Source organism: Paenibacillus sp. QJM3NY_38, assembly GCF_056173265.1.
Map to the genome: position 1 here is coordinate 2,167,552 of NZ_CM149665.1, position 15,932 is coordinate 2,183,483.

Genomic DNA, 15,932 nt, shown 5'->3' on the forward strand with positions numbered 1-15,932 from the left:
ATAGATGCATAATAATCAGCGAATTGATATGTAATGGTAAGCAGATTCCGAGCATACAAGGTAATGTAGCTGCTCTGGGTCTATAATTTGAAGTCGATTAGTTTAGGCAAAGGGGCGGTAGAAATGGCGGAGAAGCCGGATGCTGGGGTGCCAACTGAACAAAAAAAATCACTTGAGGAAGAGCGGGACCAATTGCGCGCCATACACCGCATGACCACGGACATAGCACAGCAGCTGGAGAAGGCTCGGATCGCGGAGTATACCCAGCTGCTGAACCGCCCTTGGAAGTTGATTTGGACCAATTTGCTGGCCGGGTCGGCCCGCGGTGTGGGAATCGCGATTGGCTTTACCTTTTTTGCGGCAACCATTATTTATGTCCTTCAGGCGCTTGGTGCGTTGAATTTGCCTATTATCGGCGACTATATTGCAGATATTGTCCGGATCGTCCAGCGTCAGCTTGAACTGACGTGAGTCATCTATATGAATATGTAATGCCCGGCAGCCGCTGAGATTTCATAATATGCTGCCGGCCGTAAACGCTTATTTAGCTGAAGGATTCATTATCATCATCAGGATCGCCATGGGGATCAAGCAGATAGCTTCCTTCGCCCCGGTTTAGGTAATCGACATATTGCGGGCTTCGTACGATAAACACTTCGGAGCCATCGATATTGGTTGCAACGAAATTTTCATACACTTCAACAAATCCGCCTTGATCATCGCCATTCTCGATATCCATCTCGTTATAGCTGTCAATTTCGTTGCCTTCCGCCAGCGCAGGGGAGTTGGAATTCCCCCAGCTTTCAACGATCTGCCAAGCATCCTCGCCGTCAAATGCAGCATATTCATGCTCATCCATACTCGATTTTCCAAAAGCGGGAGCAAGGACTTCCTCCTCAACCGGACGATCGCGGGAGACTCGTTCACGAGGCGTGTCCTTTACACAATATTGTGTGTCCGGGAGAACCTCCAACCGTTCGTATGGAATCGGCTGGCCGCAGGTAAGACACACGCCGTAACGGCCGTGATGAATCGCTTCAAGCGAAAAAATAACTCGCTGCAGCTCCTGATCCACCCTATCCTGAAGGGCAAGATCTTTTTCTCGTTCAAACATCTCACTTGCCAAGTCCCCGGGATGGTTATCAATATGGGACAGCTCGCCGGTCATATCTCGCTCTGATTCCCCCAGCCCATGCTGGTCGTTATATACCATGCGCCGTTCAAGCTCAACCTTTCGATCCATCAGCTTTTGTTGTAAATTATTGAGTTGCTCCTGAGTTAGATGCGACATGTCAGGCTCCTTTCATGGTCCGAAGTTGACCTTCTGGTTCATGTGTATAGAGTGCACCCATTGAGATGGTTTTACTGACGGAAAATGTTCTCGCCACTGGACAGGAATGGACGATTTCTGAGCCGCTGTGCTACAATAAGACGAGTTACGGACCAATCAGCGAGGTGATCGCCTGATTGGAGAAGACAAGAACGGAGTGACATAAACAAGTGGTGTATTATTTGATTGCATTTGTTTTATTTCTTATCGATCAGGGAACCAAGTACTTGATTGCTTCGAACCTTGAGATGTATGAACAGATCCCTGTGATTGGAGACTTCTTCCTCATTACGTCCAGCCGAAACCGTGGAGCCGCGTTTGGCATACTGCAGGATCAATTATGGTTCTTCATTATTGTGACGCTAATCGTTGTGGGCGGAATTGTCTGGTACCTGCGGAAGGTATCGAAGGAAGGACGGAAGCTGCTGCCGACCGCTCTTGCGCTTGTGCTTGGCGGGGCACTCGGAAACTTCATCGATCGCTTGTTGATGGGGGAGGTTGTCGATTTCCTGCAATTTAATTTTGGCAGCTACACATTCCCGATTTTTAATATTGCCGATTCTTGTATCGTCATCGGTGTGGGATTGATCATATTGGACACGCTTCTGGAAGGAAGACGCGAGAAGATAAAGACAACAAGTGAAGTTTCTGGCACAGAAGGGAATGAATAATGTTGCAAGACGGTATGGATACAGGTCCGGAGTGGACAGGTGAGACGGGGCACGAAGCGGAAGCTTTCGAATGGACGGTGGATGCCGAATCTGCCAAAACCCGTATAGATAAATACATAACGGAGAACCTCGGTGAGGATGTCTCGCGCTCCCAGGTGCAGTTATGGATTACGGATGGACATGTTTTCGTGAATGAAGGTCCGGTTAAGTCCAATTACAAGGTGAGTCAGGGTGACCGCATCCTGCTGAAAATTCCTGAGCCATCGGCAGTAGAGATTATTCCGGAAGATATCCCGCTTGAGATCGCGTATGAAGATGCGGATGTCATTGTTGTGAATAAACCTCGAGGGATGGTGGTCCATCCGGCTCCGGGACATTCGTCAGGGACGCTTGTGAATGCGTTGATGTTTCACTGCAACGACTTATCGGGCATTAATGGGGAGCTTCGCCCCGGCATCGTCCATCGGATTGACAAGGATACGACCGGTCTGATTATGGCAGCGAAGAATGATAAAGCTCATGCTTCGCTTGCCGCCCAGCTGAAGAATCACAGCGTGAACCGCCGTTACTTGGCCTTGGTGCACGGCAACATCAGTCATGATCAAGGGACCATTGACGCTCCTATCGGCCGCGACGCGCAGGATCGTAAACTGTATACTGTCACGGACCGGAACAGCAAACATGCGGTGACTCATTTTACCGTAGTGGAACGGTTCGGGGATTACAGTCTTCTCGAGCTGAAGCTGGAGACGGGACGTACGCATCAAATCCGCGTGCATATGAAGTATATCGGCCATCCTCTCGTAGGTGATCCTGTATACGGCAAGAGCAAGGGGATTAAATTAAACGGTCAGGCGCTTCACGCCGCCATTTTGGGTTTTATCCATCCCTCTACGGGGGAGTACATGGAGTTTTCGGCACCGATGCCGGATGATATGGAAGAACTGTTGACGATTTTAAGGGGCCGCTAGCGGTCCCTTTTTGCATTTATAGGTTTTGGGGTCCCCGCAAAGCATTTGGAATAAGCATCGAAGCATAGGCTCCACTTTGTGGGGCTATTTCTCTTGCCATCCAAACCATGGATATGTTATAGTGACGATAACTTTAATGAAGGAGGTGAGCAGGATGAATATCGAGATGGTTAACAACCGTATTAGCCAGCTGCCTATAGCTATGGCTGGCATTGTTCATGCATTTCTCTACAACGGGAGAAGTCTGTCCAATTTTAATGATACGGTTTGTACCATCGCGAGAAGTCACCTGCCTGCCTACACGGATTAAGCCTAATTAAGGCTTACTATTCTTAAGGGTCTGCGGAGCTTGCTCTGTAGGCCCTTTTTGCGTTTGCAGTACGGTCTTCTCCTTAATCTATACGCTCGGCGAACGAGTTGAATTGTTTGCAGCAAACAGGAGGAAACCTATAATGAATATGATCAATGTACAGAAACTGACGCAATACCACGGTGCTCATCTGGTACTGGACCAGATAACGTTTGAAATACAGGAAAGCGAGAAGGTCGCGCTTATCGGAAGGAACGGCAGCGGAAAGTCGACGCTGATGCGCCTGCTTGCGGGTCTGGAGCAGCCCAACGAAGGGCTGCTGGCCATCAAGAAGGGGGCGAAAATCGGATATTTGGAGCAAATTCCGAGCCATATGGATACATGGACGGTGCAGGATGTACTGGCACAGGGATTGCGTCACTTGAAGGATTACCGAGCGGAAATGACGGAGCTTGAGGAAAAAATGAGTGACGGGGACATCGCCGGAGATTCTGAGATGCTCGATCGAGTGCTGCGGAAATACTCAGCGCTTCAGGAACGGTTTGAAACAGAGGGCGGCTATGAGCTGGAAGCAAGCATCGATAAAATCGCTACCGGGCTGCAAATACCCAAGAGTGAGTACGGATTGGCCTTTGGTTCGTTGTCGGGTGGAGAACAGACACGTGTCGTGCTGGCATCGCAGCTAATTGTACAGCCGGATTTGCTCCTGCTCGATGAACCAACCAACCATCTGGATTTAGCACGCACGGAATGGTTGGAGGAATTCTTGCGCGAATATCCTGGAACTTGCGTCATTATTTCTCACGACCGATATTTTCTGGACCGGGTTGTGTCCAAAACGATAGAGATTGAAGATGGCGAAGTTTTCAGTGCTCATGGCGGCTATACCGCGTTCATGAAAGAGAAGGAAGAGCGATTGCTGCAGCAGTTCGCCGAATATCAAGAGCAGCAGAAAGTAATCAAGAAGATGAAGGAATCCATCAAGCAGCTTGAAGAGTTCGGCCGGATTGGCGGCAATGAGAAGTTTTTCAAGCGCGCGGCCTCCATGAGAAGGGCATTGGAGCGCATGGAGCGGGTCAAGCGACCCGTGCTGGAACGAAGACAGGCTGAGTTTGACCTGAATCCTCAGGATCGTTCCGGCCGCCGCGTGGCATACTTTGAACAAGTTGAGGTTACCTATGGGAAACAGGCGGTGCTGAGGGGGGCATCCGGTCTAATCGAATTCGGCGAGAAAATCGCGCTGATGGGCTCGAACGGCAGCGGGAAAACAACGCTTTTTAAAGTGCTGTTGGGCGAGCTGACACCCGATTCCGGTTCGCTTGAATGGGGTTCGCGCGTCGATGTCGGTTACTTGGCTCAGCAGGAGGAACCGGACAATCCGAAGGCAACGGTGCTCCAATATTTCCGGGAGAAGGCCGGAGTTGAAGAGGGAGAAGCTCGAGGGATATTGGCAAGGTATCTGTTCTATGGCGCGGCCGTATTCAGATCGGTGGGGCAGCTGTCCGGAGGGGAATGGACACGATTGAGACTCGCGCTGCTCATCCATCAGAAGCCGAACCTGCTGCTTCTGGATGAACCCACGAACCATCTGGATATTGCCTCCCGTGAAGCGTTGGAGGATGCATTGCTGGGTTATACGGGGACCGTTCTTGCCATTTCCCATGACCGTTATTTCGTGAATCAAGTGTCTCGCAAAGTGTGGGATTTAAATCAAGGGAAGTTAACGGTCTATCATGGAAATTATGATGATTTCCGGGATAAGAAAGAACGGCTTGAAGCTGAACTTCAGACAAGGGATTTATCAGCGGGGAGAGAGGGTATCCCCAAACAGAAGGCGGAGCCGCAGCCCCAAGCGAAGGATAGCCCTGCTCTGCTTACCAAGAAATTAAATGCGGATCGTTCTTCCGCTGAAAGGGCCAAATGGTTGGAGGAGGAAATTGCTCGTATTGAGACCCGCATTCGGGAGCTTGACGGCTGGCTTGAGAGAGAAGGCGGCGATTTACACGAGGATACGGATCTGTCGCAACTCGAGCAGCGCTGGAACGACCGAGAGCTGTTATCCGCGAGTCGTGACGAGCTCCTTGCGGAATGGCTGGAGCTAACTTAAAGTACGAATTCAAATATGAACACCTTATGATTTACCAGCTCCACCAGCCGAAAAAGTACAAATCATTTGATATATAATGCATGGCTCCCGTTGTGATTTTCCTGCATATTTAGGATGAGTATGAAAGCTTAGAGTAGGAGATGAATACAAATCATGAGTATCGATAAATATCAGGAAACGTACATTCAACAGAACTTTGCCAACCGGATCGGCGGTGCTAATTATGGCAAAGATACAGCCATTTATAAATTCGAGAAGATCAAAAGAGCCAAGGCAGCGGCGAAGCAGGAGCATCCTGGGACGGAGCTGATCGATATGGGGGTTGGCGAGCCGGATGAGATGGCGGATGCAGGCATCGTGGCGAAGCTTGCAGAAGAAGCAGGGAAGCGGGAAAACCGCGGCTATGCGGATAACGGAATTCCGGAGTTCAAGGAAGCAGCCGTTCGCTACTTGAAGAATGTATTTGGCGTAGAAGGCATTGATGCCGCTACAGAAGTTCTGCACTCCATCGGTTCCAAGCCGGCACTGGCGATGCTGCCGTCCTGCTTCATTAATCCTGGGGACATCACCATTATGACGGTTCCCGGATATCCTGTACTCGGTACGCATACCAAGTATTTGGGCGGTGAAGTTTACAATGTGGAACTGAAAAAAGAGAACGGATTTCTGCCGGATCTCAGCTCCATCCCTGAGGACATTGCCCGCCGTGCCAAACTGCTCTACCTGAACTATCCGAACAACCCGACGGGTGCCAGCGCAACGGTCGAGTTTTTCACCGAGGTCGTTGAGTGGGCCCGGAAGTATGGTGTTGTTGTTGTCCATGACGCTCCTTATGCGGCACTGACTTACGACGGCTTGAAGCCGCTTAGTTTTCTCTCCGTACCCGGCGCGAAGGATGTTGGCGTGGAGCTTCATTCTCTGTCCAAATCTTACAACATGACGGGATGGCGCATTGGTTTCATCGCCGGTAACCCGCTAGTGGTTAAAGCGTTTGGCGATGTGAAGGACAACAACGATTCAGGACAATTCATCGCCATTCAAAAGGCTGCCGCATACGGTCTGGACAATCCGCAAATTACGGAGAAGATCGCTGAGAAGTATTCCCGCCGTCACAATATGCTGGTGGACGTGTTGAACGGGCTTGGTTTTACAGCCGAGAAGCCGAAGGGCTCCTTCTTCCTCTACGTTGAAGCTCCAAAAGGCGTTAAAGGCGGGCGCCGTTTTGAATCCGGCGAGGATTTCTCCCAGTATCTGATTCGCGAGAAATTGATCTCCACCGTACCTTGGGATGATGCGGGACATTTCGTACGCTTCTCCGTTACCTTCATTGCTGACGGTGAGGAAGAAGAGAAACGCGTCATTTCCGAAATTCGCAGAAGACTTAGCGATGTTGAATTTGAATTTTAGTGACATGTTATAACTCCGCTTGGTACGCGACATCTTTCGACTTGATTACGGTTGACATCTCCTGTAGGGTCTGTCATAATGAATTCAATCGAATAGCACCTTTAAATCAGTCCCGTGAGGCTGGCAAGGTAACGTGAACCGAGGTTCATTAACAGAAGGCAAAGCTCTGTCTGCGGATAGTTGCTGAGCTTCCACACTATCTCTATGAGATCAACTCCTTGTCCAGCCGGGCAAGGAGTTTTTTTGTGTGTAATGAACTCACGGATCGTCTGAACTAGAAAGGGCTAATCAAACGTTTAGAAGGAGGACTTAAGGATGAGCAACGAACAGCATGTGATTATGGACGAGACGGCCATCCGCCGCGCCCTAACGAGAATTGCCCATGAAATTTTGGAAAAGAATAAAGGGATTGAGGACTGCGTCCTGGTCGGCATCCGCACACGCGGCGTGTTCTTGGCTCAGAGAATCGCTGAGCGAATGAATGAGATTGAAGGCACGCCGATTCCATGGGGAGAGATCGATGTGACTTCCTACCGCGATGACCGAGACAGCAAAGAAGCGGCTGCAGAACGGGGAGAAGGAGCGAAGCTCAGCCTGGAACATCTGAACATTCATGACAAGAAGGTTATTTTGTTCGATGACGTGCTGTACACCGGACGGACGATTCGGGCTGCGATGGACGCCCTGATGGACTGCGGACGGCCTAGAATGATACAGCTGGCGGTTCTGGCAGACCGCGGGCATCGCGAACTGCCGATCCGGCCGGATTATATCGGCAAGAACGTTCCTACCTCCAAACATGAGGAAATTACGGTTGCATTAACCGAAATCGACGGCAAGGATGAAGTGACCATTAGCCAAAGAGAGGAACGATAATCATGACAACAGCCATTTCATTGAAAGAACGTAGCCTCTTAGGCTTGAAGGATATTAGCAGAGACGAGATTGGATCGATCTTGAGTCGGGCGTCATATTGGGAAGCACAGTCCGAGAAAGTGGTGCCGGTACTTAAATCGAAATTTGCGGTTAATATGTTCTTCGAGAACAGCACCAGAACGAGATTTTCGTTTGAAATGGCTGAGAAAAGACTCGGCGCCGAGGTGATGAACTTTGCAGCGGCAGCCTCCAGCGTCGAGAAGGGTGAGTCGATCTACGATACCGTGAGGACACTGGAATCCATGGGGATCGATGCGGGCGTCATCCGGCTGAAACCCTCCGGAGTGCTGCAGGAGCTGGCCGAGCGGATCTCGATCCCGCTGGTCAATGCGGGGGACGGCAACAACGAACATCCTACCCAGGCGCTCCTGGATCTGTACACGATGAAGAAATGCTTTGGAGAGCTTAAAGGATTGACGGTATCCATTATCGGGGACATCAAGCATAGTCGGGTTGCACGATCAGACCTGTGGGCACTGCAGAAGTTCGGAGCTCATGTGCAATTCTGCGCACCGGAATCGATGCAGGCACCAGAGCTAGCCCAGTATGCACCCTATGTCTCGATGGAGAAGGCACTGAAGGCAGATGTGGTGATGATGCTGAGGGTTCAGCTGGAACGCCATAACGAAGGTGTATTTAAATCCAGCGCGGAATACCGGCAGCAGTATGGTTTGACGGAAGAACGGGCGGCCAAGCTGCCCGGGCATACGATGATTATGCACCCGGCACCGGTGAACCGGAACGTTGAAATCGACGATGCGGTCGTGGAAAGTCCCAAATCGATGATATTCAAGCAGATGGCAAACGGTGTGCCGATTCGCATGGCGGTTATGGAACGGGCGATGGGCTGATTCGAAACGCGAAATACGGTGTACAGGATGAATAAATATTAATATTTATACACAAATATGAATTTTTATTATACAATATACAAAGAAGCGAACGGTGCTTCTACTGCGGAGGGGACCAAGATGCAAATGCAAGTGATAAAGAATGCCAAAGTGATCAATGAACAAGGACAGCTCGAAGATAAACATATCGTCATTGCAGACGGATTGATTCAGTCGGTTACAAGTGATCTCGCAGCTTTGCCGGAACTTGGCGATAACGTTCAGATCATCGATGCCGAGGGCAAACTGGTCACACCGGGATTCATCGATATGCATGTGCACTTGAGAGAGCCGGGTTATGAGCACAAGGAAACGATCGAGAGCGGCAGCCGCTCGGCAGTGAAAGGCGGATTTACAACCATCGCCTGCATGCCGAACACAAGACCGGTGACCGATTCGCCGGAAACCGTGAAGCTTGTTCTGGATAAGGCTAGCGAAGCGGGGCTGGCCAAGGTGCTGCCTTACGCAGCCATTACGAAAAACGAGTTGGGCCGCGAACTGACGGATTTTGAGGCCTTGAAGGCAGCAGGTGCGATCGGGTTTACGGATGACGGCGTTGGTGTGCAGAACGCACAGATGATGAAAGATGCCATGAACCAAGCAAAAGCGCTGGGCATGCCGGTCATTGCACATTGTGAGGATGACTCGCTGGTCAAAGGGGCTTGCGTGACTGAAGGCAAGTTCGCTCAGAAGCACGGCCTGAAAGGAATACCCAACGAGTCGGAAGCAATCCATGTCGGACGGGACATACTGCTGACAGAAGCCACCGGCGTACATTACCATGTATGCCATGTGAGCACAGAGCAGTCCGTACGCTTGATCCGCCAGGCAAAAGCGATTGGCATCTCGGTAACGGCCGAGGTATGTCCGCACCATCTGGTTCTCTCTGACGAGGATATTCCCGGCCTGGATGCCAACTGGAAGATGAACCCGCCGCTGCGCACCCCGCGTGATGTGGAGGCTTGTATAGAAGGTCTGCTGGATGGAACGCTTGATATGATCGTAACGGATCATGCGCCGCACAGCGCGGAAGAGAAGGCGAAGGGCATGGAGCTTGCACCATTCGGTATCGTGGGATTCGAAACAGCATTCCCGCTGCTCTATACCCAGTTCGTTGTCACAGGAAAATGGGATCTTAGCTTGCTGGTGAAGCGGATGACAAGCGATCCGGCAAGAGTATTCGGTCTTGAATCTGGCGTGCTGGAAGCCGGTAGAGCCGCGGACCTGACGATGATTGATCTCGAAGCCGAGAAAGAAGTGAACCCGGAAGAGTTCGCAACGAAAGGCCGCAACACGCCGTTTACTGGCTGGAAGCTGAAAGGCTGGCCAGTGATGACTTGGGTGGATGGCGAAGTGAAATGGTCTGAAAAGAGCGGTTTCTAAGTAACACTTGGGCAATTGACTAATAAAATAAATTACACATAGATGACAGGAGTGATCGGGATGCAGGCAAGATTGTTACTGGAGGACGGAACGCTGTTTAGCGGAAAATCCTTCGGCGCGGATGCTGAAATGACCGGAGAGGTTGTTTTCAATACAGGGATTACAGGATATCAAGAGGTGCTGAGCGACCCGTCTTACTGTGGACAGATCGTGACCATGACGTACCCTTTGATCGGGAACTACGGCATTACGCGGGATGACTTTGAATCCATTCGACCATTTGTCCACGGATTCGTTGTTCGTCGTCATGAGCCTGTTCCTAGCAACTGGCGTGCAGAGTACAGTGTTGACAGTTTATTAAAGGAATATGGTATTCCAGGTATCAGCGAGATTGATACACGGATGCTGACCCGGATTATTCGCCACTACGGTACGATGAAAGGGATTCTGACCACTACAAACAAACCGGTGGAAGAGCTCAAGGAAATGCTCGGCGATACGACGATCGCTGAACTCCGCAACCAGGTGGCAAAAACCTCTACGCCGCAAATGTTTACAAGTCCGGGCTCCAAGGAGAGAATCGTTCTGGTTGACTTCGGTGCAAAAAGCGGAATCCTGCGCGAACTGACCTCCCGCGGCTGCGATGTGATGGTTGTTCCGCATGACACGACAGCTGATGAAATCCGCAGACTTCACCCGGACGGCATTCAGTTGTCCAACGGCCCTGGGGACCCGAAAGACGTTCCATACGCGGTCGACATGGTTAAAGAACTGCTTGGCGAATATCCGATCTTCGGCATCTGCCTTGGCCACCAATTGTTTGCGCTGGCTGCGGGCGCCGATACCGAGAAGCTGAAATTCGGCCACCGCGGCGGGAACCATCCGGTAAAAGAGCTTGCCAGCGGACGCTGCTACATCACTTCCCAAAATCATGGATATACCGTAAACGAAGAATCCATCAAAGGGACGGATCTGGAAGTTACGCATATTAACAATAACGATAAAACGATCGAAGGCTTGAAGCACACGAAATTCCCGGCCTTCTCCGTGCAATATCATCCTGAAGCTGCACCTGGTCCGCTCGACAGCAGCTATCTGTTCGATCAATTCCTTGAGATGATAAGAGACCATAAACAGAATGAAATCCGGAAACCGCGCCAGGCGGTTCTGGCCGCAGCCGTGAAAGGAGCTCATTAATATGCCTAAAAATGATACATTGAAAAAAATTCTCGTCATCGGCTCCGGCCCGATTGTCATCGGGCAAGCAGCGGAATTCGACTACGCTGGAACACAGGCTTGCCAAGCATTGAAAGAAGAAGGTATCGAGGTTGTGCTGATCAACAGCAACCCGGCGACCATCATGACCGACACAAACATGGCGGATAAAGTATATATCGAGCCGATTACGCTCGACTTTGTTACACAGATCATCCGTCAAGAGCGTCCGGACGGTTTGCTCCCGACGCTTGGAGGGCAAACGGGCCTGAACATGGCAGTTGAGCTTGCACGCGCAGGTATTCTGGAGCAGGAGAATGTGAAGCTGCTCGGAACGCAGCTGGAGTCCATCGAGAAAGCCGAAGACCGCGATCTGTTCCGTGATCTGATGCGCGAACTCGATCAGCCCGTACCGGAAAGCACCATCGTAACGACTCTGGAAGAAGCGCTTGATTTCGCGAATGAGATCGGTTATCCGGTGATCGTGCGTCCGGCATACACGCTAGGAGGCACCGGCGGCGGTATTTGCGCAACCGAAGAGGAATTGCGTGAAACGGTCAGCTCCGGACTTCGCTACAGCCCGATCACACAATGTTTGATTGAGAAGAGCATCGCGGGAATGAAAGAAGTCGAGTATGAGGTTATGCGCGACGCAAACGATAACTGCATCGTGGTATGTAACATGGAGAACTTTGATCCGGTCGGCGTTCATACCGGTGACAGCATCGTCGTGGCGCCAAGCCAAACGCTGTCCGATCGCGAGTATCAAATGCTCAGATCGGCATCGCTGAAAATCATCCGTGCCCTGAACATTGAGGGCGGATGTAACGTGCAATTCGCGCTCGATCCAAACAGCTATCAATATTATGTCATCGAGGTAAACCCTCGCGTCAGCCGCTCTTCTGCCCTTGCTTCCAAGGCAACGGGTTACCCGATCGCGAAGATGGCAGCAAAAATCGCGATGGGTTACACCCTGGACGAGATCGTCAACCCGGTAACGGGACAGACCTATGCTTGCTTTGAGCCTACGCTGGACTATATCGTCAGCAAAATTCCACGCTGGCCATTCGACAAGTTCATCCATGCTAACCGGAAGCTCGGAACTCAGATGAAGGCAACCGGCGAGGTGATGGCGATTGGCCGGACTTTCGAAGAATCGATCCATAAAGCGGTTCGTTCTCTGGAGATCGGCGTGCACCGCCTTTACTTGAAAGGCGCGAATGAGCTGAGTGATGAAGTGCTCCAGGAGCGTCTGATTAAAGCCGACGATGAGCGGATGTTCCTGATCGCAGAAGCATTCCGCCGGGGGTATGGACTTCAACAGATTCAGGACCTGACGAAGATCGACTGGTGGTTCCTGGACAAAATCGAACGCCTGATTAAGTATGAAGATCACATTCGCAGCGAAGCGGCACTGACATACGAAACGCTGTACGAAGCGAAGCGACTCGGTTTTACGGATCGCGCTATAGCGGAGCTGCGCACGGAAGGCAATGCCAGCACCCACACAACCGAGGAGTCGATCGGATTCCTGCGTCGCGAGCATGGATTGCGCCCGGTTTACAAAATGGTTGATACTTGCGCGGCGGAATTTGAAGCAACGACACCGTACTACTACTCGACGTACGAAACCGAGAATGAAGTGATCGAATCCGCCAAGGAGAAGGTCGTCGTACTGGGCTCCGGACCGATCCGGATCGGTCAAGGCATCGAGTTCGACTACTCCACGGTGCACGCTGTATGGGCGATCCAGAAGGCGGGATACGAAGCAGTTATTATTAACAACAACCCGGAGACCGTATCCACTGACTTTAATACGTCGGACCGACTCTACTTCGAACCGCTCTTCCTAGAAGATGTCATGAACGTCATCGAGCAGGAGAAACCGATCGGTGTCATCGTACAGTTTGGCGGGCAGACAGCTATTAACCTCGCTGAGCCGCTCAGCAAGGCGGGCGTGAAGATTCTGGGTACCAGCTTGGAAAGCATTGACGAAGCCGAGGACCGTAAAAAATTCGAAGCGCTTCTGTCCAGACTGGAGATTGCTCAACCGAAAGGAAAAACGGTAACTTCGGTTGATGATGCTGTAGAAACCGCGCAATCACTGGGATATCCTGTACTGGTAAGACCATCGTATGTACTCGGTGGACGCGCCATGGAGATTGTTTACTCCGACAGCGAGCTGCTGAGTTACATGACAGAGGCGGTTAAGATCAACCCGGATCATCCGGTTCTGATCGACCGTTATATGATGGGTAAAGAAGTAGAAGTAGACGCGATCTGCGATGGCGATACGGTGCTGATACCAGGCATCATGGAGCATGTAGAACGTGCAGGCGTTCACTCCGGTGACTCGATTGCGGTATATCCTCCTCAGTACTTGTCCCAGGATCTGAAGGACAAGATTGCGGAAATTACGATCAAGATTGCCAAAGAGCTGAATACACGAGGACTTGTTAACATCCAGTTCGTTATCTATAAAAATGAAGTGTACGTAATCGAAGTAAATCCGCGTTCTTCCCGAACGGTTCCGTTCCTGAGCAAGGTTACAGGCATCCCGATGGCCAACCTGGCAACACAGGCGATCATGGGCGGCAAGCTGAAGGAGCTTGGATACGAGGAAGGCATGTGGCCGGAAAGTGAACATGTATCGGTTAAAGTACCGGTGTTCTCCTTTGCTAAACTTCGCCGCGTTGAGCCTACCCTTGGACCGGAAATGAAGTCTACCGGTGAGGTTATGGGCCGAGACGTGAAGTATGCCAAAGCGCTGTACAAAGGTCTGATCGGTGCAGGCATGAAAATTCCTTCAACAGGAGCGATCATCGCTACCATCGCAGATAAAGATAAAGCCGAAGCTGCAGCACTGCTGAAAGGCTTCCATAAGCTTGGCTATAAAATCATCGCAACAGGCGGCACGGCAGCAGCATTGAAGGAAGCGGGACTTGATGTGACCATCATTCATAAGCTGTCCGAGGGAACGCCGAACATTCTGGATATGATCCGCACAGGTGAAGCGAACTTCGTCTTTAACACTTTGACCAAAGGTAAAACGCCGCAGCGTGACGGATTCCGAATTCGCCGTGAAGCGGTTGAAAACGGTGTGGTATGTATGACCTCGCTCGATACGGTTCGTGAGCTTCTGACGATGCTGGAGACCATCAATTTCTCCTCTGAAGCAATGCCGGTTGTTTAATCGAGAAGGAGGGGTATAGATGAGCGCCAGCTACAATGAAATGGCGGGCCGCCTTATGGTGGCCCTGGATTACCCGGATGCCAAGCGCGCAAAGGCATTGGTGCAGCAGCTGGAGGGCATCCCGTGTTATATGAAGGTCGGCATGCAGCTGTTCTACGCGGCCGGTCCTGATTTTGTCAAGGAATTGAAAGCAAAAGGTTATTCCGTATTTCTGGATGTGAAGATGCATGATATTCCGAACACGGTAAAAGGCGGGGCGGACAGCGTAACGCGGCTGGGTGTGGACATGTTTAATGTCCATGCCGGCGGCGGCGCTCTCATGATGCAGGCGGCAAAAGCCGGGGCGGAGGCCGCAGTGGCGGATACCCCGGGTCTTGCCATGCCTACCATCATCGCGGTAACCCAGTTGACTAGCACGAGTCAGGATGTCATGAATAACGAAATCGGTATCCCGGGTTCGGTTGAAGATGCGGTCGTACGATATGCGAAGCTGGCTCAGCAAGCGGGGCTGCATGGCGTCGTCGCTTCATCGCTTGAAGTGGAGGCCATAATATCCGTATGCGGACAAGCGTTTAAGACCGTTATACCAGGTATTCGTCCGGCCGGTGCGGATATCGGAGACCAGGCACGGGTTCTTACACCAAGGGAAGCCATCCGCAAGGGCAGTCATTATCTGGTTGTCGGCCGCCCGATTACGGAATCCCCGAACCCGAGACAAGCAGCAGAACAGATTATTGAGGAGATGATTCAAGCATGAGTACACTCGCGAATATTCCACATCAGATCGCATCTTATTTGCTGAAGATTGAGGCCGTTTCTCTTAGGCCCCATCAGCCGTTTACATGGACGTCGGGAATTAAGTCCCCGATCTACTGTGATAATCGCTTGACGATGTCGTTTCCCGAGATTCGCGACTACATTGCTGAATCGTTCGCAGCTGTCATCCGGGAGCAATATCCGGAGGCTGAGGCCATTGCTGGAACAGCCACAGCCGGGATTCCGCATGCGGCCTTTGTTTCACAGAAGATGAATCTGCCAATGTCCTATATTCGGGACAAAGCAAAGGGCCATGGCAAGGAAAACCTGATCGAAGGCTTGATCAAGCCCGGTCAAAAGGTGGTTGTGATCGAGGATCTGATATCCACGGGCGGCAGCTCGCTAAAAGCGGCGCAAGCGGTCAAGGATGCAGGAGCGGAGCCGCTGGCGGTAGTGGCTATTTTCAGCTACCAGTTGGATAAAGCAGTGCAAGCCTTCGCCGAAGCTGGGATTCCGCTGCAGAGCTTGTCCAACTACGGAGCGCTGATCGAAGTTGCGCTATCCGAGAATCGGATTCAGGAACAGGATGTGGAGCTTCTTCAATCCTGGAGATCGAATCCTGCTTCCTTTGGTGTGTAAACAACTTATACAAGCTAGGATAATCCGGCTGTCGCATTTGTGAGTTATCACAGAGCGGCAGCTTTTTTATATTCTAAAGCCAAAGATAATCCGCGGAGGATGCCGGGTTGACAGCGGGTGGCTG

14 protein-coding genes are annotated in these 15,932 nt (G+C 51.3%); 13 read left to right on the forward strand and 1 reads right to left on the reverse strand.

The annotated features are described in order from the left end of the window. Positions 1-123: 123 nt before the first annotated feature. A complete protein-coding gene (locus AC0VZ8_RS09500; RefSeq protein ID WP_260064224.1) occupies positions 124-471 on the forward strand; it encodes a DUF5665 domain-containing protein in 348 nt (115 codons plus the stop codon). Positions 472-544: 73 nt separating this feature from the next. Here the strand turns inward: AC0VZ8_RS09500 and AC0VZ8_RS09505 are convergent, their stop codons facing one another. Next, entirely contained in the window at positions 545-1,291 is a 747-nt protein-coding gene (locus AC0VZ8_RS09505) for a TraR/DksA C4-type zinc finger protein (RefSeq protein ID WP_071223001.1), read from the reverse strand. Between the two features lie 209 nt (positions 1,292-1,500). Here AC0VZ8_RS09505 and lspA point away from each other — a divergent pair, with 209 nt between their 5' ends. From lspA to pyrE, 12 genes are all read left to right on the forward strand, one after another. Next, positions 1,501-2,001 carry a signal peptidase II gene (lspA, locus tag AC0VZ8_RS09510; RefSeq protein WP_071223002.1) on the forward strand — a complete coding sequence of 167 codons (501 nt, stop codon included), beginning with the start codon at positions 1,501-1,503 and terminating at the stop codon, positions 1,999-2,001. Beyond that, a complete protein-coding gene (locus tag AC0VZ8_RS09515; protein ID WP_475486705.1) occupies positions 2,001-2,972 on the forward strand; it encodes an RluA family pseudouridine synthase in 972 nt (323 codons plus the stop codon). The genes lspA and AC0VZ8_RS09515 overlap by 1 nt, the downstream gene beginning before the upstream one ends. A 154-nt stretch (positions 2,973-3,126) precedes the next feature. Further along, the gene (locus tag AC0VZ8_RS09520) at positions 3,127-3,282 is read left to right on the forward strand and encodes an RAxF-45 family protein (protein WP_475486706.1); all 156 of its coding nucleotides are present in this window, start codon (positions 3,127-3,129) and stop codon (positions 3,280-3,282) included. A gap of 142 nt (positions 3,283-3,424) precedes the next feature. Beyond that, positions 3,425-5,389 (forward strand): ribosomal protection-like ABC-F family protein, encoded by a 1,965-nt coding sequence (abc-f, locus tag AC0VZ8_RS09525; RefSeq protein ID WP_475486707.1) that lies wholly within the window; start codon positions 3,425-3,427, stop codon positions 5,387-5,389. A 153-nt stretch (positions 5,390-5,542) separates the two neighbouring features. Beyond that, positions 5,543-6,796 (forward strand): LL-diaminopimelate aminotransferase, encoded by a 1,254-nt coding sequence (locus AC0VZ8_RS09530; protein ID WP_071223005.1) that lies wholly within the window; start codon positions 5,543-5,545, stop codon positions 6,794-6,796. A gap of 315 nt (positions 6,797-7,111) precedes the next feature. After that, positions 7,112-7,672: a bifunctional pyr operon transcriptional regulator/uracil phosphoribosyltransferase PyrR gene (gene pyrR, locus AC0VZ8_RS09535; RefSeq protein ID WP_071223006.1), complete on the forward strand. Its 561-nt coding sequence runs from the start codon at positions 7,112-7,114 to the stop codon at positions 7,670-7,672. Next, positions 7,672-8,583, forward strand: a complete 912-nt coding sequence (locus AC0VZ8_RS09540) for an aspartate carbamoyltransferase catalytic subunit (protein ID WP_201259439.1) — start codon at positions 7,672-7,674, stop codon at positions 8,581-8,583. Before pyrR ends, AC0VZ8_RS09540 begins: the two co-directional genes overlap by 1 nt. Positions 8,584-8,703: 120 nt before the next feature. Continuing rightward, entirely contained in the window at positions 8,704-10,005 is a 1,302-nt protein-coding gene (locus AC0VZ8_RS09545; RefSeq protein WP_071223008.1) for a dihydroorotase, read from the forward strand. 60 nt (positions 10,006-10,065) lie between these two features. After that, the gene (locus AC0VZ8_RS09550) at positions 10,066-11,202 is read left to right on the forward strand and encodes a carbamoyl phosphate synthase small subunit (RefSeq protein WP_071223009.1); all 1,137 of its coding nucleotides are present in this window, start codon (positions 10,066-10,068) and stop codon (positions 11,200-11,202) included. 1 nt (position 11,203) lies between these two features. Then, positions 11,204-14,413, forward strand: coding sequence for a carbamoyl-phosphate synthase large subunit (gene carB / locus AC0VZ8_RS09555; RefSeq protein WP_475486708.1), 3,210 nt, complete (start codon positions 11,204-11,206; stop codon positions 14,411-14,413). Between the two features lie 19 nt (positions 14,414-14,432). Further along, a complete protein-coding gene (gene pyrF / locus AC0VZ8_RS09560) occupies positions 14,433-15,170 on the forward strand; it encodes an orotidine-5'-phosphate decarboxylase (protein ID WP_475486709.1) in 738 nt (245 codons plus the stop codon). After that, positions 15,167-15,808 (forward strand): orotate phosphoribosyltransferase, encoded by a 642-nt coding sequence (gene pyrE / locus AC0VZ8_RS09565; RefSeq protein ID WP_071223012.1) that lies wholly within the window; start codon positions 15,167-15,169, stop codon positions 15,806-15,808. Before pyrF ends, pyrE begins: the two co-directional genes overlap by 4 nt. Positions 15,809-15,932: the final 124 nt, after the last annotated feature.

What these genes read in the sequence shown, in the direction of transcription:
- AC0VZ8_RS09500 (WP_260064224.1), top strand. Translation starts at nt 124, where the DNA reads ATGGCGGAGAAGCCGGATGCTGGGGTGCCAACTGAACAAAAAAAATCA.
- AC0VZ8_RS09505 (WP_071223001.1), bottom strand. Translation starts at nt 1,291, where the DNA reads ATGTCGCATCTAACTCAGGAGCAACTCAATAATTTACAACAAAAGCTG.
- AC0VZ8_RS09515 (WP_475486705.1), top strand. Translation starts at nt 2,001, where the DNA reads ATGTTGCAAGACGGTATGGATACAGGTCCGGAGTGGACAGGTGAGACG.
- AC0VZ8_RS09520 (WP_475486706.1), top strand. Translation starts at nt 3,127, where the DNA reads ATGAATATCGAGATGGTTAACAACCGTATTAGCCAGCTGCCTATAGCT.
- abc-f (WP_475486707.1), top strand. Translation starts at nt 3,425, where the DNA reads ATGAATATGATCAATGTACAGAAACTGACGCAATACCACGGTGCTCAT.
- AC0VZ8_RS09530 (WP_071223005.1), top strand. Translation starts at nt 5,543, where the DNA reads ATGAGTATCGATAAATATCAGGAAACGTACATTCAACAGAACTTTGCC.
- pyrR (WP_071223006.1), top strand. Translation starts at nt 7,112, where the DNA reads ATGAGCAACGAACAGCATGTGATTATGGACGAGACGGCCATCCGCCGC.
- AC0VZ8_RS09545 (WP_071223008.1), top strand. Translation starts at nt 8,704, where the DNA reads ATGCAAATGCAAGTGATAAAGAATGCCAAAGTGATCAATGAACAAGGA.
- AC0VZ8_RS09550 (WP_071223009.1), top strand. Translation starts at nt 10,066, where the DNA reads ATGCAGGCAAGATTGTTACTGGAGGACGGAACGCTGTTTAGCGGAAAA.
- carB (WP_475486708.1), top strand. Translation starts at nt 11,204, where the DNA reads ATGCCTAAAAATGATACATTGAAAAAAATTCTCGTCATCGGCTCCGGC.
- pyrF (WP_475486709.1), top strand. Translation starts at nt 14,433, where the DNA reads ATGAGCGCCAGCTACAATGAAATGGCGGGCCGCCTTATGGTGGCCCTG.
- pyrE (WP_071223012.1), top strand. Translation starts at nt 15,167, where the DNA reads ATGAGTACACTCGCGAATATTCCACATCAGATCGCATCTTATTTGCTG.